24 protein-coding genes are annotated in these 22703 nt (G+C 70.4%); 7 read left to right on the forward strand and 17 right to left on the reverse strand.

Features of this window, described 5'->3' with window-relative positions; all coding sequences use genetic code 11:
- Window positions 1-45 precede the first annotated feature (45 nt).
- The 3 genes from CNQ36_RS13055 to CNQ36_RS13065 are packed head-to-tail and all read right to left on the reverse strand — an operon-like array spanning window position 46 to window position 4003.
- Window positions 46-1863: a DEAD/DEAH box helicase gene (locus tag CNQ36_RS13055; RefSeq protein ID WP_121546128.1), complete on the reverse strand. Its 1818-nt coding sequence runs from the start codon at window positions 1861-1863 to the stop codon at window positions 46-48.
- Complete coding sequence (locus CNQ36_RS13060) at window positions 1860-3284, reverse strand: hypothetical protein (RefSeq protein ID WP_323135678.1); 1425 nt, start codon at window positions 3282-3284, stop codon at window positions 1860-1862. Before CNQ36_RS13060 ends, CNQ36_RS13055 begins: the two co-directional genes overlap by 4 nt.
- Before the next feature lie 14 nt (window positions 3285-3298).
- A complete protein-coding gene (locus CNQ36_RS13065; protein ID WP_121546129.1) occupies window positions 3299-4003 on the reverse strand; it encodes a hypothetical protein in 705 nt (234 codons plus the stop codon).
- A 316-nt stretch (window positions 4004-4319) separates the two neighbouring features.
- Here CNQ36_RS13065 and CNQ36_RS34675 point away from each other — a divergent pair, with 316 nt between their 5' ends.
- Window positions 4320-5300, forward strand: a complete 981-nt coding sequence (locus tag CNQ36_RS34675) for a hypothetical protein (RefSeq protein ID WP_163013255.1) — start codon at window positions 4320-4322, stop codon at window positions 5298-5300.
- An 84-nt stretch (window positions 5301-5384) separates the two neighbouring features.
- On the opposite strand, the gene CNQ36_RS13070 is transcribed toward CNQ36_RS34675, so the two are convergent.
- Window positions 5385-6014 carry an ATP-binding protein gene (locus tag CNQ36_RS13070; protein ID WP_121546130.1) on the reverse strand — a complete coding sequence of 210 codons (630 nt, stop codon included), beginning with the start codon at window positions 6012-6014 and terminating at the stop codon, window positions 5385-5387.
- A gap of 216 nt (window positions 6015-6230) precedes the next feature.
- On the opposite strand from CNQ36_RS13070, the gene CNQ36_RS13075 reads away from it, so the two are divergent.
- The 3 genes from CNQ36_RS13075 to CNQ36_RS13085 are packed head-to-tail and all read left to right on the forward strand — an operon-like array spanning window position 6231 to window position 8784.
- The gene (locus CNQ36_RS13075; RefSeq protein WP_121546131.1) at window positions 6231-7076 is read left to right on the forward strand and encodes a helix-turn-helix domain-containing protein; all 846 of its coding nucleotides are present in this window, start codon (window positions 6231-6233) and stop codon (window positions 7074-7076) included.
- Window positions 7077-7286 carry a DUF397 domain-containing protein gene (locus CNQ36_RS13080; RefSeq protein WP_121546132.1) on the forward strand — a complete coding sequence of 70 codons (210 nt, stop codon included), beginning with the start codon at window positions 7077-7079 and terminating at the stop codon, window positions 7284-7286.
- Window positions 7287-7311: 25 nt separating this feature from the next.
- Window positions 7312-8784 carry a hypothetical protein gene (locus CNQ36_RS13085; protein ID WP_121546133.1) on the forward strand — a complete coding sequence of 491 codons (1473 nt, stop codon included), beginning with the start codon at window positions 7312-7314 and terminating at the stop codon, window positions 8782-8784.
- A gap of 16 nt (window positions 8785-8800) precedes the next feature.
- On the opposite strand, the gene CNQ36_RS13090 is transcribed toward CNQ36_RS13085, so the two are convergent.
- Together CNQ36_RS13090 and CNQ36_RS13095 are read right to left on the reverse strand one after the other, a co-directional pair.
- Window positions 8801-9259 (reverse strand): TIGR03618 family F420-dependent PPOX class oxidoreductase, encoded by a 459-nt coding sequence (locus tag CNQ36_RS13090; RefSeq protein WP_121546134.1) that lies wholly within the window; start codon window positions 9257-9259, stop codon window positions 8801-8803.
- A gap of 145 nt (window positions 9260-9404) precedes the next feature.
- Window positions 9405-10040, reverse strand: coding sequence for a TetR/AcrR family transcriptional regulator (locus CNQ36_RS13095; RefSeq protein WP_121546135.1), 636 nt, complete (start codon window positions 10038-10040; stop codon window positions 9405-9407).
- Between the two features lie 62 nt (window positions 10041-10102).
- Here CNQ36_RS13095 and CNQ36_RS13100 point away from each other — a divergent pair, with 62 nt between their 5' ends.
- Window positions 10103-10957 (forward strand): class I SAM-dependent methyltransferase, encoded by an 855-nt coding sequence (locus tag CNQ36_RS13100; protein WP_121546136.1) that lies wholly within the window; start codon window positions 10103-10105, stop codon window positions 10955-10957.
- A 29-nt stretch (window positions 10958-10986) separates the two neighbouring features.
- On the opposite strand, the gene CNQ36_RS13105 is transcribed toward CNQ36_RS13100, so the two are convergent.
- From CNQ36_RS13105 to CNQ36_RS13120, 4 genes are all read right to left on the reverse strand, one after another.
- Entirely contained in the window at window positions 10987-11532 is a 546-nt protein-coding gene (locus CNQ36_RS13105) for a TetR/AcrR family transcriptional regulator (protein ID WP_121546137.1), read from the reverse strand.
- A gap of 9 nt (window positions 11533-11541) precedes the next feature.
- Window positions 11542-12126, reverse strand: a complete 585-nt coding sequence (locus tag CNQ36_RS13110; RefSeq protein WP_004931000.1) for a sugar O-acetyltransferase — start codon at window positions 12124-12126, stop codon at window positions 11542-11544.
- A gap of 60 nt (window positions 12127-12186) precedes the next feature.
- Window positions 12187-12561 carry a VOC family protein gene (locus CNQ36_RS13115; RefSeq protein ID WP_121546138.1) on the reverse strand — a complete coding sequence of 125 codons (375 nt, stop codon included), beginning with the start codon at window positions 12559-12561 and terminating at the stop codon, window positions 12187-12189.
- A 211-nt stretch (window positions 12562-12772) separates the two neighbouring features.
- Window positions 12773-13264 (reverse strand): DUF2267 domain-containing protein, encoded by a 492-nt coding sequence (locus CNQ36_RS13120; protein ID WP_163013256.1) that lies wholly within the window; start codon window positions 13262-13264, stop codon window positions 12773-12775.
- A gap of 157 nt (window positions 13265-13421) precedes the next feature.
- Here CNQ36_RS13120 and CNQ36_RS13125 point away from each other — a divergent pair, with 157 nt between their 5' ends.
- Window positions 13422-13724 (forward strand): hypothetical protein, encoded by a 303-nt coding sequence (locus CNQ36_RS13125; protein ID WP_121546139.1) that lies wholly within the window; start codon window positions 13422-13424, stop codon window positions 13722-13724.
- A gap of 44 nt (window positions 13725-13768) precedes the next feature.
- Here CNQ36_RS13125 and CNQ36_RS13130 read toward each other — a convergent pair whose 3' ends face one another.
- From CNQ36_RS13130 to CNQ36_RS13145, 3 genes are all read right to left on the reverse strand, one after another.
- Window positions 13769-14128, reverse strand: a complete 360-nt coding sequence (locus tag CNQ36_RS13130; protein ID WP_121546140.1) for a VOC family protein — start codon at window positions 14126-14128, stop codon at window positions 13769-13771.
- A gap of 87 nt (window positions 14129-14215) precedes the next feature.
- The gene (locus CNQ36_RS13135) at window positions 14216-15730 is read right to left on the reverse strand and encodes an MFS transporter (protein ID WP_121546141.1); all 1515 of its coding nucleotides are present in this window, start codon (window positions 15728-15730) and stop codon (window positions 14216-14218) included.
- A 291-nt stretch (window positions 15731-16021) separates the two neighbouring features.
- Complete coding sequence (locus CNQ36_RS13145; RefSeq protein ID WP_228312964.1) at window positions 16022-17404, reverse strand: DUF445 domain-containing protein; 1383 nt, start codon at window positions 17402-17404, stop codon at window positions 16022-16024.
- 210 nt (window positions 17405-17614) lie between these two features.
- Here CNQ36_RS13145 and CNQ36_RS13150 point away from each other — a divergent pair, with 210 nt between their 5' ends.
- A complete protein-coding gene (locus tag CNQ36_RS13150) occupies window positions 17615-18988 on the forward strand; it encodes an SGNH/GDSL hydrolase family protein (RefSeq protein ID WP_121546142.1) in 1374 nt (457 codons plus the stop codon).
- Between the two features lie 202 nt (window positions 18989-19190).
- Here CNQ36_RS13150 and CNQ36_RS13160 read toward each other — a convergent pair whose 3' ends face one another.
- The 4 genes from CNQ36_RS13160 to CNQ36_RS13175 are packed head-to-tail and all read right to left on the reverse strand — an operon-like array spanning window position 19191 to window position 22543.
- Window positions 19191-19913 (reverse strand): DUF1707 SHOCT-like domain-containing protein, encoded by a 723-nt coding sequence (locus CNQ36_RS13160; RefSeq protein ID WP_121546144.1) that lies wholly within the window; start codon window positions 19911-19913, stop codon window positions 19191-19193.
- A 34-nt stretch (window positions 19914-19947) separates the two neighbouring features.
- Entirely contained in the window at window positions 19948-20922 is a 975-nt protein-coding gene (locus CNQ36_RS13165) for an ABC transporter ATP-binding protein (protein ID WP_121546145.1), read from the reverse strand.
- Window positions 20923-20928: 6 nt separating this feature from the next.
- Complete coding sequence (locus CNQ36_RS13170; RefSeq protein ID WP_121546146.1) at window positions 20929-21750, reverse strand: ABC transporter permease; 822 nt, start codon at window positions 21748-21750, stop codon at window positions 20929-20931.
- A complete protein-coding gene (locus tag CNQ36_RS13175) occupies window positions 21743-22543 on the reverse strand; it encodes an ABC transporter permease (RefSeq protein ID WP_121546147.1) in 801 nt (266 codons plus the stop codon). Before CNQ36_RS13175 ends, CNQ36_RS13170 begins: the two co-directional genes overlap by 8 nt.
- Between the last annotated feature and the right edge of the window lie 160 nt (window positions 22544-22703).

The following is a 22703-nucleotide window of genomic DNA, read 5'->3' on the forward strand; positions in this document are numbered from 1 at the left end:
GCGTAGTCCGCTATGCCCGCAGCACGCGGCCCGGTCCTACCGGTCCTATCGGCCTCCTATGTGAGTCAACAGCGCCTCGATGTCGCTCGGTGCAAGGCCAGCGGCCACCGACGGCTCCTCTTCGAGGTCGGCGAGCTGCTGCACGGTGGGATCGTCCAGGATGCGTCCCATGAACTCCAGCTTCTGTTCCAGGCGGGCCGCCACCACCTCGTCGATGGAGTTCCGTACGGCTAGGACCGTCACCCTGGTCTCCGTCTCGGGAGCGAGCCCGAGACGGTGAATTCGGTCCAGACTCTGAAGAAACCGACCCGCCATGAAGTCACGGTCCACGTAGATCGCGTCGTGGCAGACGTGGTGCAGGCTGATCCCTTCGCCCAGCGTGGCCGGGTTAGAGATGAGCACCATGCATCCTGGGTCCTCCCTGAATCGGCGGAGCTGCTCATCCCTGTCGGGGGTGCCGCCGTAGACGACAGCCGGGCTGTACTTCTCCAGCATGCGCTCCAGCGTGGTCAGGCTTCTGACGAACGTCGTCCAGACCAGCGTCTTACGGCCCTGAGCGGCGTTCTCCGCGATGATGGCTACGGCTTCCTTGTACTTGGGTGACAGCTCGTAGTCAGGCAGGTTCTGCATGAGCGAGTACAGCGAGCTTCCCTCAGGGGGGTCGATCGGCGGAAGCTGATAGGCGAGGGGTTCGTACCGGCTGCCTCCCTCAAGGAGCAAGGCTGGGCTCGTGGCAGCCATGAGAAGCCGGAGAGCCGTCTTCCCGAGGGAACTCAGGTCTTCGCGTGCGCCACCGCTGCTCACGCCCCCGACGAGAGAGGCGTAGATCTCGTCGTGCAACGGCGGCATATCGACGAACCGCAATCCCAGCTCTACGGGAGGCAGACCGAGTTCCTGCTTCGTAGTACGGGTGAACAGCGGCCGGAGGACGGAGCTGGCATGAGCCAGATCGCCTCCGGCTACCGCTTGGACCACCGTGCGCTGGCCATGTCCCGGCCAGACAAAACCGAGGAGGTTCTCCAGATCCCTGGACCCATTAGGGGCCGGCGTGCCGGTAAGGATCAGTCGGCGCGCCGCCAATGGGCCCAGTGCCATGCAAGCCGCCCCGTACGTGCCTCGTGCCCCCAGCTTCATCCGGTGCGCCTCATCCAGAATGATCATCGAGGGCGCCGACTTGAGCCAGCCGGCCAGCACGGACAGCGACCGGTCAAGACGCTCATAGTTCACCACGAGCACCTCGGCCCACTGGTCCATCGACCCGTCTAGGACGTTGACGCGGAGTGGATGGATCAGGCACTCGGCTGTTTCGTAACGCCACGACTCGTAAGCCGACTTCGGGCACACGACCAGCAGCCGGCGCACTCGGCCTGCTGCCTTCTGAGCCGCGTACACAGCGAGCGCGACCCGGGTCTTGCCAGCGCCGGGCACGCTGAAATTGGCACCGTGCTGAAGCGACAGCAGCTTTGCGATGTCCCGGCGCTGGAACTCGCTGAGTTCGCCCTTCCAGCTATCGCCGAGAAGCGCGAGCACGCCGTCAGGCGCGACCTCGCCGACCGTCTCCCGCCCCGCAAGCCGCTGCTGCACGGTGTGGGCGTCCTGGACCACCCCGGACACCAGATCACGCAGGTCGTCCGCCCACTCCACACCAGCCGGGTCGGACCATGTGCTAAGCAGGCCAAGGTCTGCGAGCAGCTCATCCAGCGAGACCGAGGCACTCAGCGGGCCGAGCTGGCCGCCGGTACGAAACCGGGCGGCCAGCTGTACCAGTTCCTGCTGGAACGATTCCGTAGTCCGCAGGACGACACGAGTCCGGGTTTCGTCGAACCCGAGACGCAGTGACTTCCCATCGACGGCACTGCTCACCGGGAGCCCTCCGCCGAGACCGCCTCCAGCAGCCAGGCCACGCCGTCACCCGGCTGAGGGAGTCCGCGGCCCGCCTGCTGCGCGAGCTTCAGCAGGCTGTCCCGCAGCTTGACCACCGCGTCGTCGAACGCCTCCTCGTCCAGGCTCCGGGAGGTCCGTGCCTGGACCAAGTCGCTCACGCACTGGTCGATGCTCGCGCAGGCTTCAGCCAGCCGGGCCGGCGCGAGCTGCTTGCGCTTGCGCAGCCTGGCGTTGCGGCCGGCCGCTTCGATGGCCCCGTCGAACGCCTCTTTGGCGCTGTCGAGGACATTCTGTGCGGCTGCCTTGCCCGCGTCTCCGACCGCCGGTGTCTCACTGCTCACCACAGCGGCGGCCCGCAGGATCTCGTCGTTTATCGCACGCGCCTCGGCGACTACCGAGGAGGCCGCCGGCACCTCCAAGCCGAGCCCGGGGATGGAGACCGACTGCGGCTGGGCCGCACTGGCACCACTGGTGATCAGCCGCTGTTCGAGCCTGTCCTTGAGGAAGTCCTCGTTGAGGTGACGGACGTCCGTCTTGGAGAAGTTGAGCAGGATCGCGGCCAGACGCAGTTCCTTCAGGACCTCCGCCTGGTCACGGTCGACCGTCTCCAGCTTGACGTACAGCCGCTGGAGTTCCTTGAGCCGCTCCTGCGCGCCCTCCCAGTCGACCAGGCGCAGCCCGTTGCCGCTGCCGGTGCGGCTGCGCTCGATCAGCTCGCGGATCGTACTGAGGATCCACCGCTCCTGGTGGTAGGTACGGACTTGGATTCGGAAGTCCTTGGCGATCTGCTCCGGCGTGCGCCCCAGCGCCGCCTGTTCCTCCATGGCGATGAGACGGTTGATGTAGGAGTAGTCCCGCCGGTGGTCCTTGCGCAGCTGCAAGGACAGCTCGACAGCGTTGATGTCGGCCCAGGTGAACGACGCCGGCAGCACGCCAACCCGCATCGACTGCTCTCCGAGTTCACGCAGCGCGGCGGCCCGGGTGTTGCCGTTGACCAGCACTCCGTGCCGCGTCACCAGCCCAGGGTCGTTCTGTCTGAACTGCTGGAGGCTTTCCTTGAGGGTGTCAAACTCCTTGTCCCGAAGGCTGGGGTCCGCAGGGGACGCCTTGAGCAGGAACTGCAGGTAGTCCTGACTCTCGACGCTCCACGGGTCCTTCTCCAGCGCTGCCTCTCGCTCCGGGTCGTGGCTGCGCTGAGCCCGGATCCGGTGGGTGCTGGGGTTGTAGAAGAGGCTGCTGAGCGGCAGGTCGATCACCTCGACATGCGCCTGCTGCCCGTTCCAGTCGACGGTCACGGTCTCCCGGGTGCCGCCGGCTACCTTGACCTCTTCGACCTTCTTACTGATCAGCTCACTGAACTCGGCCGCCCGCGGCGGGGCCGGAAACTCTCGCATCATCATCGTCCCGTCCTGCCTCAGTCGTCCGTACCGTCAAGAGCGTCGGCCACAGCTTTACGGGAGTCCTCCGGCAGGGTCCGGTACAGCCCCCACAGCACCTCCAGCGAGCTGTACGTACGCTGGTCGTTCTTCACCCAGCTGCTCAGCACACTGCGCTCAAGGGGCGCCAGCGAATCAAGCTGGGAGATCAGCTCCGACAACTGCACGGTCCGGTCCACGGTGCCCCGGCCGCACCGCTGACACTCGGTGACCAGCTGGTGCGTGGCACTGCCGTCCGCCAGGGTGACCTGCCGTCGGGCGACGTTGAGCACCGCCTGCGCGACACCGTCCTCGTACGCCTCGCCGGCCGCGATGCCACAGGTGCGGCACAGGTAGCCGTCGGCCTGGAGCACCTTCACCCGCTGAGCGTTGGTGATGCTGGACTTGTGACTAGGGCCCTTCGCCTGGCCTGGCACCCAGACGTCCTTGCCCCGCGTAACGAAACGGCGTTCCTGCGGCAGCAGCTCGGGGTCCTCGCGGGCCGTCGAGATCTCCCACTCGTAGTCCCGAAGCCCGCGCATGCGCCGGTCGATCTGTGCGACGTCCGGAAATGCCTCGCGCAGCTTGGCCACCGTGAAGATCTCCCCCTCCCCGACCACCTGGATCAGCCACAGCGCGGCACGCGCCATGCTCCCCAGCTTGTGGTTCCCGACACTGGTCTCCTGCCAAGACGGCATCGTCATGATGGGTCCCCTCCCATAAAGCACGCGCTTACTGCGCGCAATCTGACGATCCGCCGCCAATCACACGAAATGACACGACTGCGCCCTTCACTCGGGCACAACTCGCGCCACCTCCGCCCAACTGGCGACTGACACCTAAAGCGTGGCACATCGAAACCGCTTTGAACCCTCTCGATGCAACTTGCGCACCAACTAGCAAGACAGGAAGCAAAAAACGCCAGGCAGCGCTTTTGCACCCTCCGGCACAATGACGAACGGCATCGACAACTGGCAGCATTAGCCGCCGGTTCGACCCGAAATACGGAGGTATGCCGCAGTGGCAGCTCGCAGCAGCAGTCGTCCCCCGTTCGCATGGACGAAAAAGGACCTCCACGAGAATGTGCTGCCGGACAAACGGCGACTGGCCGTGACTCTGCAGAAGATCTGCCGCCACCTGGTCATCAAGTCTGCGGATGGCGCGCCTGTCACTCATCCAACGCAAGCGCAGGCAGCGAAGCACATGAACATCGGCGAAACCTCGCTGACGAGGTACCTCACTGGTCAGTACGTCCCGCCCGCGCAGGTGACCGCCTCACTCTTTGACACCGCCTGCCTGGATGCTGGAGGCGAGCAGAATCTTGGCATCACCAAGGTGGAACTGCTGGAACTGCGTGCGCGAGCCGAGCAGGAACGATGCGGCAACTGCGCACGGAACAGAGAGGAAGCGCGCGCTGCCGGGCTGAGACTCAGAGCCTCACGGGAGACGCAGGAGAGACTTGAGCGAACAGCTGAAGAACAGGGCGAACGGCTACGTGTGCTGCGACAGCGGGCAGCCGTTTTGGAGCAGGAGGCACAGCAAGCGCGAGCCATTCAGCCAGGCGCTGAAGCCGGCCCGCGACAGGGTTGGCACGCGGTACAGACCGCAACTCCGTTGCCGGTCTCCCGCCGACAAGGGGACCGGCAACAGAGCGGAAACGACGTGGCGGCCGCACAAGTAATCGCCCGTCGAGCAGAGGAGCTGCTCCGCAGCGGCCGGCCGGACGGCACTCTTGCACTGTTGCGCAACACAGCGGAGGCCTACACCGCCACCGAAATAGCCCTGCTAGTAGCCCTGTTGCGAACGAACGGACAAAACCAGCTAGCTGGCAACCTGGTGCACATTTACGGGCGAGACCGGAGCGACCGGGATGTTGTGCGCGCGGCACTGAAGCTGCACGAACAGGATGTCGTCGCGGACGCGGAGGCGCTTCTGCGCGCAGCGGCAGCGCGTCCGGGTTCGGCACCCTCACACCCGGGCCGGCCAAGACCGCTGAAATGACAGCGGTCGGCCTTCCCAGTACGCGAAACGCGGGATGCTACCGCCACGCCGGCGGCCAGAAGCCAATGCCTCCCGCGGAGATGCTCAGGCAGCGATGTGCGCCTCGGCCTCGTAGTGCATCTGCGCCCGGTCCAGCACGTCGTCCGGGTCCAGGCCCTGCGCGGACGTCCAGTGGAGCAGGTCTGCGATCAGCTCGACCGCTGACTCCTCCAGGACCGCTTCGTGCCGCCCGCGCAGGGCGGTCTCGCTGCGCTCCCGGTAGTTCTCCAGCGCGTCAACGGCCCGCTCCATCCGCAGGCAGACGTCGTCCGGGCCCAGCTCGATCTCGCACCACACCGCCTTGCCCAGCGCCGTGACGACGGTCCCCCAGTCCACGGCCATGGCGGCGAGCATGTGCAGGCCGCGGCCGCACTCCGCCTCGCAGTCGGCGGTGCGCGGTGCGGGCAGGCAGCTGCTCTTGTCGTGCATCTCGACACGCAGCCGCTCGCGCTGCCACTCCAGGATCAGGGTCGCCGGTGAGCCCTCGCCCACGTGCTTGATGACGTTCGTCGCCAGCTCCGTCACGACGAGCTGCGTCGCATCGCCGGCGGCCGGCACACCCCACTGACCGAGCTGTGTGGCGGCGGCCCGCCGCAGCAGACGCACCTCCGCCGGCAGCGCCTCGAAGGGCAGAACGCAGCGACGTCGGCGGTCCTTGATGTCGATCCCGGGCATAAGCGGTTCTCCCTCCCGTGCCACGCGCATGCTGCGCCCGCCGTGTCCGAACGGCTGCACTGCGTAGCTTTCCGTCACCGAGAATGACACAGAGAAGTCTCGCTATGTAACTTCTCATCGACCTCGATCGAGTGAATCGCGTAGTGAGCAAGCTGCCGCGCTACCTAGCCTGTTCACACCCCGAGCGCCTGCCCGGGTCAGTGCTTGAGGAGTTCCATGTCCGTACGGACCACTACACGCCGTCGCCAACTCGGAGCGATGCTGCGCAAGTTGCGGGCGCGCAAGGGGATGACCCTGGAGGAAGCCGGCAGGCTGGTCGGCGTATCGAAGGCGACGGTCAGCCGGTACGAGACGCAGGCGGGACCAGTGAAGTGGATCGTCGTGGACGCCTTGTGCCGTGAGTACGGAGCCGCGGACGCCGAGCGGGAAGCCGTGGTCCGCCTGGCGAAGGACGCCAAGCAGCAGGGGTGGTGGAGCTCTTTCGCCGACTCCATTCCGGAGAGCATGAACCTCTTGCTCACCCTGGAGGACGAGGCCGTGCGCGAGGACCACTTCTCGTGCGTCTACGTCCCCGGCCTTCTCCAGACACGCGCCTACAGCACCGCTCTCCAGAAGGCGAACGAGATCCCCCTGGAGCCGGCCGAGATCGAGCGGCTGGTGGACATCCGTATGAAGCGGCAGGAGATCCTCACTCGACCGAAGCCGCCTCGCCTGTGGGCCATCCTCGACGAGTCCGTCATCCGCCGTGTCGTGGGGTCGCAGGAGGCCATGCGGGAGCAGCTTGACCGGCTGCTTGAGGCGAACGACTCACCTCACATCAGGCTCCAGGTACTGCCGTTCGCCAAGGGCGCCCATTCCGCCGCCCTCGGCAGCTTCGTGATCCTCGGGGGAGTCGAGTCCGCCCTCGACGTGGTGTACGTGGACTTCCACGCCGGCTCTCTCTTCCTTGAGAAGGAAGAAGAACTGGAGCGCTACAGACTTGCGTTCGAGTACCTCCGCGCACAAGCGTTGGACATGGAGGCCTCCTCCGCCCTGATCCACCGCGCGCGCAAGGAGCTGTGAATGTCCGTGGCCCATCGGCCCGTCACCGAGCGAAGCTGGTTCAAGTCGTCGTACAGCGGCGGCAACGCCACGGAGTGTGTTGAGTGCGCGTTCGCCGGGAGCGGCACTCTGATACGCGACTCGAAGAGGGTGAACGGCCCGGTGATCCGCGTTGCGGCCGGACCTTGGCTCACGTTCGTACGGGCCCTGCCTCAGCGCCCCGCCGAATAGCACGGTGCCGGAAGGGCCACTGGACATGTCGGATGTCATACCGCCGCTCGTTCATCCGCACCAGGTGTTGGAAGGGCTCGCCGGGAACCCCGCGCTGCCGCCCGCGTTCGTCCGGCGGCTCTGCGGCCATCGCGCGGGCCTCCGCGGGGTCGCCCAGCGGGCGGACCTGGCCGACGACGTGATCGCCGAGATCATCGCCCTCGACGACCACTGGCTCACCCATTCCCTCGCGCTCAACCGCAGCCTGCCGCGCGCCTTCCGGATGAGGCTCGCCGAGCACCCGGATCCCGCGATACGTACGGCCGTGGTGGTCGGTGCGGACGGCGCGCCCCGGGAGTTGTTCGAGCGGTTGATCGGCGACGGCGAGCCGCAGGTGCGGGAGCACCTGGCGCAGAGCGATCACGTGCCGCCGGATCTGCGGGCCCGGCTGGCGACCGACCCGGACGCGACGGTACGGGCGACGCTTGCCCGGTGGTGGACTCAGGTCCCGGAGCCGGTGCGCCGGCGCCTGCTGACTGATGCCGAGGACGCGGTACGGGCGAAGGCCTGCGCGACCTACTACGCACGGCTCCCCCATCCCGTACCGCCCGCCGACCTGCTTCCGGCGCTGCTGGCCGACCCGGTCACGCGCGCCGGGGCGGTGCGGCACTGCGCACTCGACGCGGACACGGCCCGTCGGCTGGCCGGTGACCCGGACGAGGAGGTGCGTGAGGAACTCGCCGGACACCCCGACCTCCCGCCCCCGCTGCGCGACCGGCTCGCCGAGGACCCCGTGCCGCAGGTCGCGCTCCGCGTCTTCGCCCGGCAGGACACCCCCGGACCGACCCGCGCCGCGATCCACGCACGGATCCTGTCCGAGGCTCCGCCGGCGGACTGGCTCACCGACGGCTCGGTCCCGGACGACGACGTGCTGGAGCGGCAGCTCATGAGCGAGATGGCCCGGCTTCAGCTGAGGACGCTGCGGCTGCCGTGGGTGACCGCGGACCCCTTGCCGTACGTGGACTCCCCCTATGCCTGCTTCCGCGCCTCGGCGGCGATGTCCGACGACCTCCCCGCACCGGTCGTGGCCCGGTTGCTCCACGACGACGAGAGCAGCGTCCGCACGGCCATGGCCCTGCACGCCCGTGACCGGGTCGACTCCGCCACCGCGGAGCGCATCGACCGCGGTTACCGTCCGGCGAAGAAGACCTCGTGGCGTCCGGCCGACGACTTCCCCCTCCCGGTGGACGTCCTCCGGCGTCTGGCCGCGGACCCCGACCCGAGGATGCGGGAGCTCGCCCCGCGCGACCCCGACCTGCCGGAGGCACTCGTCCGCCGGCTGGCCGCCGATCCCGATGCCAGGGTGCGGGGCGCGATCGCGCGGTGTCCCCGGACTCCGGCCGGCGTGCTGGCGCGACTGCTGGCCGATCCGTCGGAAGCGGTCGCGAGCGCCGCCGCCCGCCATCCCGGGCTGTCGCAGGAGCACATGCGGCAGCTCCTCGCCCTGGCGGAACCGTGACCCGGCCGGACGGAAGCTAGCCCTCGATGTCGAGTGCCGTCCCATAGAGGCGGTTCACCTTCAGGCGGATGACCACGCGACGCTCGGCGACCAGTTGGGCCAGGAACGCGGTCTCGTCCTCGGGCTTCGCGGCCTCCGGGAGCATGCCGAGCAGTTCGCGGCCGACCTCGTCGCCGGGGGTCGTCGTGATGTCGGAGACCTCGGCGTCGCCCTCGGCGACGGCGAAGGACCACGGGTCGCCGCCCTGTACGTGGAGGGCCGCGTGCGGGTTGTTGCGGAGGTGTTTGAGCTTGACGCGGTCGGCCGTGGTGGAGAAGCGGACGACGCGGGCCTCCGGGTCCCAGCCGTAGACCATGGTGGTCAGGTGGGGGTGGCCGCTGCGCTTGACGGTGGCGAGGGTGCCGAACTGCTGCCGGCCGAGCAGCTCGGAGAGGGCGTCGTCGGTCAGGGGGCGGGGTGCGGGTCCTTGGCTCATGACGTGGCCAACTGCCGCCCCACGCGGATCATTCCGTGGGGGTAGGGACAGAATCAGGCCAAAGTCGCCGCCGCAGTAGAGGAGTTGGGGCTGTGCTCGGCGAGGGCCGGTGGACGCCGGTGCCGTTCGGGGTGACCCGGGCCGGTCAGGGGCCGTCCGGGGCCAGTAGCTGGGCGCGGAGGGTGTCGTGGGCCCAGCGCTGCCACTTGGCGGGGGGCCAGGCGCGGTCGCGGGTGAGGACCAGGAAGAGTTCCGGGCTGAGGACGGCGTAGAGGATGTCCGCCGCCTCGTCGGCGGGGAGGGCCGGGCGGGCGCCCGGTTTCCCGGTCAGGGACTTCGCCGCCGTGGAGAGCACCTCGTAGCGGGGGTCCGTCTCGTCCGGCCACAGGCCCCTGATCTCCGGGTCGGTGGCCGCCGCGGCGCTGACCATCTCGGCGATGGCCGCCACGCGTTCGAGCGTCCCGCGGGTGCCGGAGACCAGGGCGGTCAGCGCTGACCCGGCGGTGGGCGCCGAGGTGACCTCCGCGAACCAGGGGCGGTCCATGGTCGGCACCGGGTCGTCGTCGCCGGCGATCGCGACGTCGACGAGCTCCTTGAGCAGGGTGGGCTTGTTGCGGAACACGAAGTAGATCGTCTGCACCGCGACGCCCGCGCGGTCGGCGATCTCCTGCAGCTTGGTCGCCCCGTAGCCCTGCTCGACGAAGAGCGCGCCCGCCGCCTCGATGATCCGCCGACGCGTCTTTTGGGCCTTGGCGCCCCTTTTCCCCTTGCCCTCAGCCATGAATGGAGTCTATATCTAGAAGTGCACTCTAGAGTTGGACTCTAGCGAAGGGGAGATGAGCCGTGCGCGCCATCGCGAACCGTCAGCAGGCAGAGGCATGGAACGACTGGGAGGGCAGGCACTGGGCCGAACATCCGGAGCGCTACAACGGGATGCTGGAGGCGTTCAACGCGCCCCTGTTCGACGCGGCGGGCGTCGCGGCCGGCGACCGCGTCCTCGACGTCGGCTGCGGCACCGGGCAGACGACGCTGATCGCCGCGCGGCGGGCGTACGACGGAAGCGTCCTGGGGGTCGACCTGTCGGCGCCGATGCTGGAGCGGGCCCGCCGGGACGCCGTCGCGGAAGGCGTCGGCAACGTCGGCTTCGAGCAGGGGGACGCCCAGGTGCACCCGCTCCCCGGGCAGGAGTTCGACGTCGTCCTGAGCCGGGGCGGGGTGATGTTCTTCACCGATCCCGTCGCGGCCTTCACTCACCTCAGGGGCGCCCTGAAGCCCGGCGGGCGGCTCGCGTTCCTCGGTCCCCGGCCCGGGGGCCCGGACAGCGCCTACGGGCGGGCGACCGCCGCGCTCACGCCCTACCTGCGCGAGTCGTCCCCCGCGGCCCGCGGCATGGGGTCGCTCCTCGACCCGGACCGTATCCGCGACGTGCTCACCGGCGCGGGGTTCACCGGCGTCGACGTCACCCCGGCCGATGCCGACATGCGCTTCGGCGCCGACGCGGACGACGCCGCGGACTTCCTCTTCGGCATGGGTCCGACGCGCTACAACCTGCGTGACGTCGACGCGCGGACCGTCGCCCGTGTGCGGGACGAAGTGCGTGACGCGCTGGGGCAGTTCGAGACCGCCGACGGTGTCCGGATTCCCGGGTCGGTCTGGATCGTCACCGCGTCGCCGGGAGGCGCCTCCCCGGTCGGGTGAGGCCGCACCCGCCCCGCCGACGGGCCCGGTCAGGCCGTCGTGGTGATGCGGGCGACCGCCTCGCGGGTCAGGGCGCGGTCGGGCGGGGTGTCGTCCAGGGCGCGGTGCAGGGCCAGTCCCTCGATGAGGGCGTCCAGCTGGCGGGCCGTGGCGGCGTCGAAGTGCTGTTCCAGGAGGGTGCGGCTGCGGCGCATCCAGCGGGCGCACAGTTCGCGGTACGGCTCGTGGCGGGCCGCCAGGGTGTAGAGCTCCTGGGTGAGGATCAGGTCGCGGCGGGGGCCCTCGGAGAGGGTGTGGATGAGGTCGGTGACCGCCTCGCGGGCCTCGTCGGCGGTGGTGGCGCCGCCGAGGTGGGTCTCGAAGAGCGTCACCACATGGCGGGCGAAGCCGGTGAACGCCTGGAGCAGCAGGTCGTCGATGCCGGTGAAGTGGTACGTCATCGAGCCCAGGGGCACCTGGGCCCGCGCGGCGATCCTGCGGTGGGAGGCGCCCGCGACGCCCGCCTCGGCGATCAGGTCGAGCGCCGCCGCGAGGATGCGCTCGCGGCGGTGGGGGTCGGTCTGTCCGGTGGCCATGCGGGTGCGTCAGATCGAGCGGACCACGCGGGCCGGGTTCCCCACGGCCACCACGTTGGCGGGGATGTCCTTGGTGACGACCGCTCCGGCGCCGATCACCGAGTTGTCGCCGATGGTCACTCCGGGGCAGACGATCGCGCCGCCGCCGAGCCAGACGTTGTCCCCGATGGTGATGGGCAGCGCGGCCTCGAGCTTGTCGCGGCGGGGGCCGGGCTCCACGGGGTGGGTGGGGGTGAGCAGCTGGACGTTCGGGCCGATCTGGCAGTCCTCGCCGATGGTGATCCGGGCGACGTCCAGGGCGGTGAGGTGGTAGTTGACGAAGGTGCGGGCGCCGATGCTGATGTTGCTGCCGTAGTCCACGTACAGCGGCGGGCGCACGTCGACGTCCTCACCCACCGAGGCGAGGAGTTCGGTCAGGGTCGTCCTCGCCTCGGTGGGGCTCTCGGGGTAGGCGGCCGTGTAGCGGGCCGCGAGGCGCATCGCGCGCTGCTGACGGCGGGCGATCTCCGGGTCGTCGGCGATGTACAGGTCACCGGCGAGCATGCGCTCCAGGTTGGTGCGCGGGTCGTTCGCGAAGTAGTCGTCCGTCGGCATGCGTACGATCGTACACTCCGAGGCGTACGAACGTACACTCCCCCGCGGTGGCGTGTTCCGTCAGTCGAGGTCGCCGCGCTCCACGCAGAACTCGTTGCCCTCGGGGTCGGCCAGGGTGACCCAGCCGCCGCCGTCGGGGCGGGTGCGGTCCGCCACCTGGCGGGCGCCCAGGGACAGGGCCCGGGCCACCTCCTGCGCGCGGGTGCGCCCCGTCGGCCGCAGGTCGAAGTGGAGGCGGTTCTTGGCGGTCTTGCCCTCGGGCACGCGCACGAAGAGCAGGCCGGGGCCGCCGGCCGGGTCCGCGATCAGGGCCTCCGGGTCGCCGGGCTTGTCGTCGTCGGCGAGCGGGTTGCCCAGCATCGCGCTCCAGAACTGGGCGAGATCGTAGGGGTCGCCGGTGCAGTCGAAGGTGATGTGGCGGATGGTGGGATGCAACGGTCCTCCGGGACACGGGAGTTGGGCCGGTATGGCTTCCGGGGCGCAGGATGCCGCGCGGGGAGGGACGTCGTCGAACCATTTTCGGCGGGCGGAGACCGGGGCCGGGAGGGATGACCCGGCACCGGCCCCGGTCCACCCGGGCACGGCCCCGGCCCCGTGCCCGGGGCCGTGCCGGCTTTCGTGCGGGAGAGGGGCGTGCGCCCTTCCGTCAGACCGCGGACAGCTCCGCCCGGCCGAAGAGCAGGGCGTAGCCCGGCGGCAGCTGGGCCAGCACCCGGCTGACCAGGGCGTCGCCGACCAGGCCGGGCAGGACGCACAGGACCGAGCTGACGTCCCAGCGGGCCGTGGCCGGGGTCGCGCCCTCGGTGCGGTCGGCGAGCGACGCGACGAACTCCGCGGCGGTCAGGTGCCGGGTCACCGGTATCTGGGAGGCGATCACTCGCGCCGCCTCCTCGGGCAGGGCGCGGGCCAGGTCGACGCGTTCGTCGCCGATGACGTGACCGCCCAGTGCGGCGAGGACGGCACGGGTGACGCTCTCCGCCTCCGACCGTGTCGCGTACTGGCCCGATTCCCGTACGGCGTCGATCAGGTGGTGCCAGCGGTCGTCCTCCGGCGTGGCCGCCGGGGCCGGGACTGCTCCGGCCGGGACTGCTCCGGCCGGCTGCGGGGTCGCGGGCATCTGCGGTGTCAGCGTGGTCATCGGTTCCTCTCTCCTTCTCCGGTTACTCCAGTGCCCCGGTTCTTCGCACACATGTGCCGCGCCGCGGGCCTGGTCGCGGGGGCCGCGCCGGGGAGCGTTAGCCTCGGAGTCCGGACGATCCCGTGCCCTGGGGGCACGGCGGCAGGAGGCGGCGGAGATGGCGAAGGTTCCCAGTTCGGTGGTGGCAGCGAGCGGACTCGTCGGGGGGTACGGCGTGGCCCGCTGGACCCGGAAGCGGCAGCTGGGCGGGGTCGTCCTCGCCGCCGCCGGGGCCGCCGCCGCGCAGCAGTGGCGGGAGCGGGCCGGCGGGAAGGCCGCGGGGGCGCTGTCGGTGGCGTACGTCGCCGCGTTCGCGGGGTCGCATCCGCTGGCGAAGAAGGTCGGCGCCTGGCCCGCCGTGTTCGGAGTGGCGGGGGCCGTGGCGCTCGCGTCCTGGGCGGTGGCCGACCGGCGGGGCTGAGCGGCAGCTCCGCCGGGGGACGCCCTCGTCAGGGGGCGCCCCGGTCAGGGGCGGTGGGCCAGGACGTTCACCACGCGGTCGTTGGGGTCGCGGGCGAAGAAGCGGCGTACGCCCCACTCCTCGTCCCTGAGTTCCCGGACGATCTCCACGCCCGAGGCCCGTACCTGCTCGTACACCGCGTCGACGTCCGTCACCTCCACGCTGAAGTCGGGGACCACCGGCGCCGTGCGGTCCTCGGTGAAGAAGCTGATCTGGGCGGTGGGGTTGGACGGGGAGGCCATGGTGGTCACCCAGCCCATGTTCATCATCTCCTCGAAGCCGAGCAGACCGTAGAAGGTCCGGCTGCTGTCCAGGGCCTCCTCGGAGGCGACCTTGATGTCGGGCATGATCCGGCGGACGGTCATCGGGGGCGGCTCCTCGTGCCTGTGGGTGTCCGGGGGCTGGTGGGTCCGGGGGGGGCGGCTGCTGGTGGTCCGGGTGATTGCTACCCGCTATGCCGTCGCCTGTCGCGAGCCAGTGGCGTCCGGGTCCGTGCCCCCGCCGGTGGCCTTCGACGCGGCGGCCGTGAGCGGCCTGGCGATGTCCTCCAGGGAACGGCGTTCCGCGTTCACCGCGAGGAACGCGGCGACCAGGCCCGCCGCGCACATCAGACCGGCGCCGATCTGGAAGGCGAGGACGGTGTCGCCGACCTTGCCGGTGCCCGTGAGGTCGGCGAAGAGCAGAGGGCCGCTGATGCCGCCGGCGGCGGTGCCGAGAGCGTAGAAGAAGGCGATGGACATCGCGCGGGTCTCCATGGGGAAGACCTCGGAGACCGTCAGATAGGCGCTGCTCGCGCCCGCCGAGGCGAAGAACAGGACCGCGCACCAGCAGGCCGTCAGCGTGGTGGCGCTGAGCGAACCCTGGTCGAACAGCCAGGCGGTGCCGAAGAGGAGCAGGCCGGAGAGCAGGTAGGTGCCGGAGATCATCACCCGGCGGCCGACCGTGTCGAACAGCTTGCCGAGCAGCATCGGGCCGAGGAAGTTGCCGACCGCGATCACCGCGAAGTAGTAGCCGGTGTTGCCCGACGGGACGTCGAAGAACGTCGTCAGGATCGCGCCGAAGCCGAAGGTGATGGCGTTGTAGAGGAACGCCTGCCCGATGAAGAGGGAGAAGCCGAGGACCGAGCGCCTGCGGTACTTGGCGAAGACGGTGCGGGCGATCTCGGCGAAGGTGACGCTCTTGCGCTGGTGGATGGTCAGCTCGCCCTCGGCGCGGGGCAGCGGCTCGCCCCGCTCGGCCTCGACGCGCTGCTCGATCTCGCCGACGATGCGTTCCGCCTCCTCGTCGCGGCCGTGGATCAGCAGCCAGCGCGGGCTCTCGGGGACGTGCCGGCGCACCAGGAGGATGACCAGGGCGAGTACGGCGCCGAGGGCGAAGGTGAGGCGCCAGCCGACGTTCGCCGGGAAGATCGACGTGTTCAGGGCGAGGATCGACAGCAGGGAGCCGCCGACCGCGCCCAGCCAGAAGCTGCCGTTGATCATGAGGTCGACGCGACCGCGGTACTTGGCCGGGATCAGCTCGTCGACCGCGGAGTTGATCGCCGCGTACTCACCGCCGATGCCGAAGCCCGTGATGAAGCGGAAGAGCAGGAACCACCAGGTGTCGAACGCGATCGCGGTGAGGGCGGTCGCGCCGAGGTACACCGCGAGGGTGATCATGAAGAGCTTCTTGCGGCCCCAGACGTCGGTCAGGCGGCCCCAGAAGAGGGCGCCCGCGCAGGCGCCGGCGACGTAGAGGGCGGCGGCGAGGCCGGTGACCTGGCCGGAGCTGATGGGCAGGCCGCTGCCCGGTTCGGAGAGGCGGCCTGCGATGTTCCCGACGACCGTGACCTCGAGGCCGTCGAGGATCCACACGGTGCCGAGACCGATGACGATGGACCAGTGCCAGCGGGACCACGGGAGGCGGTCCAGGCGGGCGGGGATGGTGGTGGTGATGGTGCGTGCGGACCCGGACGGCGCGGTGGTCATGGGCTCCCTCCCTGGCGAAGTGAACCTTCGTCGTGTGCCCCCGGGCGGGCGTTTTCACGCCCGCCCGCTTTGTCATGCCGTGACGGGGGGTGCCTGGGGGCGTGGGGAGGGTGCGGGTGGGTGGGGGCTGGTCGCGCAGTTCCCCGCGCCCCTGAGGGGGGTGGGGGGACCGGCGGTCGGCGGGTGCGGGTGGGTGGGGGCTTGGCGCGCAGTTCCCCGCGCCCCTAAGGGGGGTGGGGGGCCGGTGGTTGGGAGGTGCGGGTGGGTGGGGGCGCGGTTTTCCGCGCTCGGTTAGGCGCTCAGGGCTTGGGTGAGGGTGTAGATGAGGAGGCCGGCGAGGGAGCCGACGACTGTGCCGTTGATGCGGATGAACTGGAGGTCGCGGCCGATGTTGGCCTCGATCTTCTTCGTGGTGTGCTCGGCGTCCCAGCTCGCCACCGTGTCGGTGATCAAGGAGGTGATCTCCTTGCGGTAGGTGGTGACCAGGTACACCGCCGCGCTCTCCAGCCAGCCGTCGACCTTGCCCTGCATCTTCGGGTCGAGGGACATCCGGGCGCCCAGCGCGAGCAGCGAGGAGCGCACCCGCAGGCGCAGTTCGCTGCGCTCGTCCTCCGCCGCGGACACGATCATGGACCGTACGGCGGTCCAGGCGGAGGCGATGAGGTCCTGGACCTCGCCGCGGCCGAGGATCTCGCTCTTGAGGCGCTCCGCGCGGGCCCGCGTGTCGGTGTCGGACTGCAGGTCGGAGGCGAAGTCGCTGAGGAAGCGGTCGAGGGCGCCGCGCGCGGGGTGGGCGGGCATGTCGCGCATCTCGGTGATGAAGCGGAGCAGTTCCTTGTAGACGCGCTCGCCGACCTTGCGGTCCACGAACCGGGGGGTCCAGCCGGGGGCGCCGCCGTGGACGGCGTCCATCACGGTGTCGCTGTGCAGCACCAGCCAGTCGTGGGCGCGGGTGACGACGAGGTCGACGGCGCGTTTGTGGCCGCCGTCGGCAACGACCTTCTCCAGCATCTTGCCCATGCCGGGCGCGATCTCCTGGGCGTCGGCGCGGCGGGTGATGGCCTCGCCCACCACCGCCTGGACGTCGGAGTCGCGCAGCACGGTCAGGGCGCCGCGCAGGGCCGCCGACAGTTCGGCGGTGACCCGGTCGGCGTGCTCGGGGACGGCGAGCCAGGCGCCGAGCCGGCTGCCGATGCCGACGGCGCGCAGCCGCTGCCGTACGACGGCCTCGGAGAGGAAGTTCTCGCCGACGAACTCACCGAGGGAGACACCGAGCTGGTCCTTCTTGGTGGGGATGATCGCGGTGTGCGGGATGCGCAGGCCGAGGGGGTGGCGGAAGAGCGCGGTCACGGCGAACCAGTCGGCGAGCGCGCCGACCATGCCGGCCTCGGCCGCGGCCGCGACATAGCCCGCCCAGGGTCCGGCGCCCTGGTGGGAGGCCCACTTGGCGAGGACGTAGACGACGGCGACGAAGAGCAGCAGCCCGGTGGCGGTGAGCTTCATACGGCGCACTCCGCGCTGCTTCTCCTCGTCCGCAGGGCTGAACGTGTTCATCGCACGGTTCGTGAAGGCGCCGGGGCGGGCATGCTCGCCCTCGGCGTCCGGGCCCGCGGTTTCCGCCCTTCCCGCCGCTTCCGCCGTCTGTGCCGTTTCCTTCTGGTCCATCCGCTCCACCCGTTCGGTGATCCCTCACACATTGTCCCTTCCTGACCGACTCCTGGAACGGAACAGGAGTTCCCGGCGTCTGTCCGGAGGGGGGTTTGTCCGGGGGATCACCCAAGGGTCCTCAGGGGTCCCTCCCGTCAGCCTTCCCGGCCCATGGCTCATCATGGGTCCGTCGGATCGGAGCCTCGGGCTCCCGTCTCCCGAGGAGAACAGAACAGCATGACCCCGGGTCGTGACGGCGGCGCGCAGGTGCCTCCGGCCAGGCAGCGCGCCCTGCTCGCGGCGATCGTCGCCGCGGTCGTGGCGGTTTCGGCCGCCATCTACGTCGGTGTCGGCGTGGGCGCCGTCGACGGTACGAGTGAGCGCGGCACCCTCGCCGGTGGCCGTGGCGCGCAGAACAATCCGGCCGCGCCGGCCTCCACCGGCACCTGGGTGGCCTCCTGGGCGACCGCCCCGGTCGGGGGCGAGCCCGGCACCGAGACGACGGGCCTTGCGGGCCGCTCGGTGCGCAACGTCGTCCACACCAGCGCCGGCGGGACGAGTGCCCGCGTCACGCTGTCCAACCTGTACGGCCAGTCACCGCTGACCGTCAGCCACGCCTCGATCGCGGTCGCCGCCGGTCCGGGTACGGCGGCGGCGCTGGCGGACAGCCTGCGTCCGCTGACCTTCGCCGGCAGTCCGTCGGTGGTGATCCCGGCGGGCGGGCAGGTGCTGAGCGACGTGGTGCGCATCGCCGTGCCGCACGACGGGGACGTGCTGATCACCACGTACTCCCCCACCGCCTCCGGGCCGGTCACCTACCATCCGCACGCGCGCCAGATCTCGTACGTCGCCGACGGCGAGCACACCCGGGACGCGACGGGGGCGGCGTACACCGGGCAGAGCACGTTCTGGCGGTACGTGACCGCGCTGGACGTGCTGGGCAACGAGTCGGACGGCACGGTCGTCGTCCTCGGGGACTCGCTGACCGACGGCATCACCTCCACGGCGGGCGCCAACCGCCGGTGGCCGGACGTGCTGTCCGACCGGTTGCGGGATGCGGTCGCCGCCGGGCGGGACGTGCCGCGCTACAGCGTCGTCAACGAGGGCATCAGCGGGAACCAGGTGCTCGCGGACGGGCTGGGGCGGCCGGCGGAGAACCCCAGCGGGGTGAACCGGTTCGAACGGGACGTGCTGGGGCGGACGAACGTCAAGGTGGTCGTGGTCGCGCTGGGGATCAACGACATCCTGCGGCATCCCGGCACCGCGGATCCCGACGTGGTCGTCGCGGGGCTGAACGTGCTGGTCGAGCGGGCCCATGCGCGGGGGCTGAAGGTCGTGGGGGCGACGCTCATGCCGTTCCGGGGGCATCGGGGGTACACCGGTGCGCGGGAGGCCGTGCGGCAGGCGATCAACGCGGAGATCCGGGCGGGGCGGGTGTTCGATGGGGTGGTCGACTTCGATGCGGCGGTGCGGGATCCGTATGATCCGCGGCGGTTTCGGGTGGAGTACGACTCCGGGGATCATCTGCACCCCAGTGACAGGGGGTTCGCGCGGATGGGTGAGGTGTTCGATCTGCGGGATCTGAAGGGTGGGGCTCCGGCGCGGTTGTAGGGGGCTGGGGGGAGGTTTTCGCCCCCGCCGCCCCTACCCGTCCCGTACCCGGGGCTCCGCCCCGGACCCCGCTCCTCAAACGCCGGAGGGGCTGGATGCAGCCGGCGGAGCTGGAGAGCGGGGCGGCGGGGCTGGGTGCAGTCGGCGGAGCTGGCTACAGCCGACGGGGCTGGAGGGAGCCGGCCGGGCCTGAGGGCTTGGGTCAGTGGTCCTCGGGGCCTGTTTCCAGTTGGCGGCGGCGGTCTTCCTTGCGTTCGAGCTTTTCGCGGCGGCGTTCCTCGCGGAGGCGCTGTCTCTCCGCACGGGGGAGCTTGCGTTCCACGCCGACGCCGCCCCAGAAGGCGAAGCCCGTGACGATCACGCGGGGCGCGCCGGGGTCGCCCGGTACGCCCTCCTCACGGTGGTCGAAGCCGCCCATGATGCCGATGCCGCGCACCACGACCTCGACGCCGGGCGGGACGGTGACCTGCACCCCGCCCATGATCGCGACCGCGTTGATGACCACCTCGCGGTCCACGAAGTACGCGTCCCGCAGGTCGATCTCCCCGCCGCCCCAGAAGGTGAAGCAGTTGAACCGGCGCGGCGCCGTCCACCGTCCCCTGCGCTGGAAGCCCGACATCACGGCCACCGCCCACGACGACGTCCCCGTCTCGTCGCCGCCGACGATCCTGTCCGACCAACTGCCCTGCCGCGCCGGCTCCTTGGTCAGGGAGACGGCCGGGACGACCGCTCCCTGGTCCGGCAGGTCACGGGTGATCGGCGTCAGCTCCCCGTAGGTGCGCGCCTTGTACGTCGCGTCCAGCCGCTCGTCGAACTCCTCCATGTCGAGGCGGCCCTCCGCGAGGGCGTCGCGCAGGATCTCGGCGACCCGTTCACGGTCGGCGTCGGAGGCACGAAGGTCCGGGGCGGCTGCGTCTTCGGTCATACACAGCAGCCTACGAGTTGTCTCCGCCGCACGGCTACGAGAGAGCCCGTCCGGCTCGCTCCTCGTACATTTTCGCGATCACCGCCTCGATGTCCGGCTCCCGGACCGAGAGGTCCACCAGCGGGTACCGGGCCGCGACCCGCGCCACCAGCTCGGCCGCCGACGCCGACGCCGGGAACGCCAGCCACTGCCGGGGCCCCTCCACCCGCACCACCCGCGCGGGCGGCGGCGCGTCGATCGGCGGGAGCTCCCGCTCCAGGTCCACCACCAGCGTCCGCTCGCTCTCCCCCACCTCGTGCAGCCCGGCGAGCGCGCCGTCGTACACCAGCCGGCCCTGGTCGATGACCATGACCCGCGAGCACAACTGCTCGATGTCCTGCAGGTCGTGCGTGGTCAGCAGCACCGTCGTGGCCCGTTCGGCGTTCAACTGGCGCAGGAAGTCCCGCACCTTGGTCTTGGAGACGATGTCCAGGCCGATCGTCGGCTCGTCCAGGTACAGCACCTCCGGGTCGTGCAGCAGCGCCGCCGCGATGTCCCCGCGCATCCGCTGGCCCAGCGAGAGCTGGCGCACCGGCACGTCCAGCAGCGCGCCCAGGTCGAGGAGTTCGGTCAGCCGCTCCAGGTTCTCCCGGTACCGCGCGTCGGGAATCCGGTACATGCGGTGCATCAGCCTGTACGAGTCGATCAGCGGCAGGTCCCACCACAGCGTCGTACGCTGCCCGAACACCACCCCGATACGGTGCGCCAGCCGCATCCGCTCCCGGGACGGGTCGATCCCGGCCACCCGCAGCCGGCCGCCGCTCGGCGTGAGGATCCCCGTCAGCATCTTGATCGTCGTGGACTTCCCGGCGCCGTTCGGGCCGATGTAGCCGACCATCTCGCCCCGCGCCACCGTGAAGGAGATCGAGTCGACCGCCCGCACCCGGTGCCGCTCCCGCTTCAGGAAGCCCGTCTTCCTGCGGACGTCGAAGACCTTCTCCACGCCGCTGAGTTCAATGAACGCGTCCATCGTCTGCTAGCTCCCCGTGCTCCGGTACGACCTCAGTCCCGTCCGCCACGCCAGACCCGCCAGCAGGCAGCACCCCACCGCCACCAGCGGCGACGCGAACGCCGCCCAGCCGGGCAGTCCGACCGGGTACGGCCGGTCCAGTACGTAGGCGGCGGGCACCCAGTTGACGAAGGCGAGCGGCAGCATGAACGTCACCCCCCGCACCAGATCCTTCCCGAACACGGTCGGCGGGTACTGCAACAGCGTGGTCCCGCCGTACGTGAACGCGTTCTGCACCTCGGCGGCGTCCTGCGCGAAGATCTGGAACGCGGCGCCCGCCACGAACACCGCCGAGAAGATCGCCGCGCCGCTCACCAGCATCACCGGCACCAGCAGCACCTTCGGCACGCTCCAGTCGACGTCCACCGACACCAGCGCCCAGCCCAGGACCAGCGCGCCCTGAGTGACCCGGCCCAGCCGGCGCACCGCGAAACGGTCCGCGCCGACCTGCGCGAGCACCGGCGCCGGACGCACCAGCAGCACGTCGAACGAGCCGTCCCGCATCCGCGACCCCAGCACGTCCATCGAACCGAGCAGCATGTCGGCGACCCCGAACGCCGTCGCCGACAGCCCGTACAGCAGGGCGATCTCGGGCAGCGACCAGCCGCCCAGCGAGTCCACCTGCGAGAACATCAGCAGGATGCTCACGAAGTCCAGACCGGTCATCAGCAGGTTGCCGACCACCGTGAAGACGAAGGACGTCCGGTACGTCATGCCGGACCGCACCCACATCCCCGCGATCAGCCGGTAGGCCCGCAGCCCCTCCACGAGCGTGCTCCGCTCAGCCACCCTGCACCACCACCCGGCGCGTCGCGGCCGACTGCAGCAGCCGCCCCAGCCCCAGCAGCGCCACCGCCCACGCCGCCTGGAACGCGAACGCCCCCAGCGGGTCCGTCTCCCCCATCAGCACGTCCGCCGGCACCTGCAGCTGCGCCGCCCACGGCAGCACCCGCACGACCTCGCCCAGAGCACCCGGGAAGACGTTCAGCGGCAGCACCATCCCCGAGAAGAACACCCCCGTGATCATCAGCACCTGGCCGACCCCCATGCCGTCCATCAGCCAGAACACGCTCAGCGCCGCCAGATAGCGGATCGCGAAACTGACCACCGCCGCCAGCAGCAGCGTCACCGCGAACGCCGCCCAGGCGGTGGCCTCCGCGGGCAGCGCCATCGGGAAGAACAGCGAACCGACCAGGAACGGGACCACCCCCCGCCCCAGCATCTGGAACCCCGCCCGCCCCAGATCGCCCGCCAGCCACCACACCTGCAGATCGGCCGGCCGGTACAGGTCCACGGCGATCTCACCGGTGCGGATGCGCTCCATCAGGTCCTTCTCCGCGCCGCCGCCCTGGATCGCCAGCGCCGCGTACAGACACTGCCCCAGCCACACGTACGTCACCGCCTGCGACTGGTCGTACCCGCCGAGACCGGGCCGCTCCTCCCACAGCGCCAGATACGTGTACACGAGGATCAGCCCGAACACCGTGTTGGTGAACACCCCGGCCAGCGTGGCCGCCCGGTACGAGGCGTACCGGCGGAAACCCCCCACCGCGACGGCCAGATACAACCGCGCCGAGCCCACACCCACCCCTCCCCGCTTCCGGCGCCAAAGCGCAAGAGCCTAATCCGCCCGTCACACCCCCCGCCACGCAATTTCGCCTGGGCCATGTGTGTGACAAGCCGCGAGCGCGCGCCACGCGCGGCGGCACCGGGAACGCGCCACCGGGTGGGACAGTCTTGAA

This window comes from Streptomyces fungicidicus, from assembly GCF_003665435.1.
Taxonomy (GTDB): Bacteria; Actinomycetota; Actinomycetes; order Streptomycetales; family Streptomycetaceae; genus Streptomyces; species Streptomyces fungicidicus.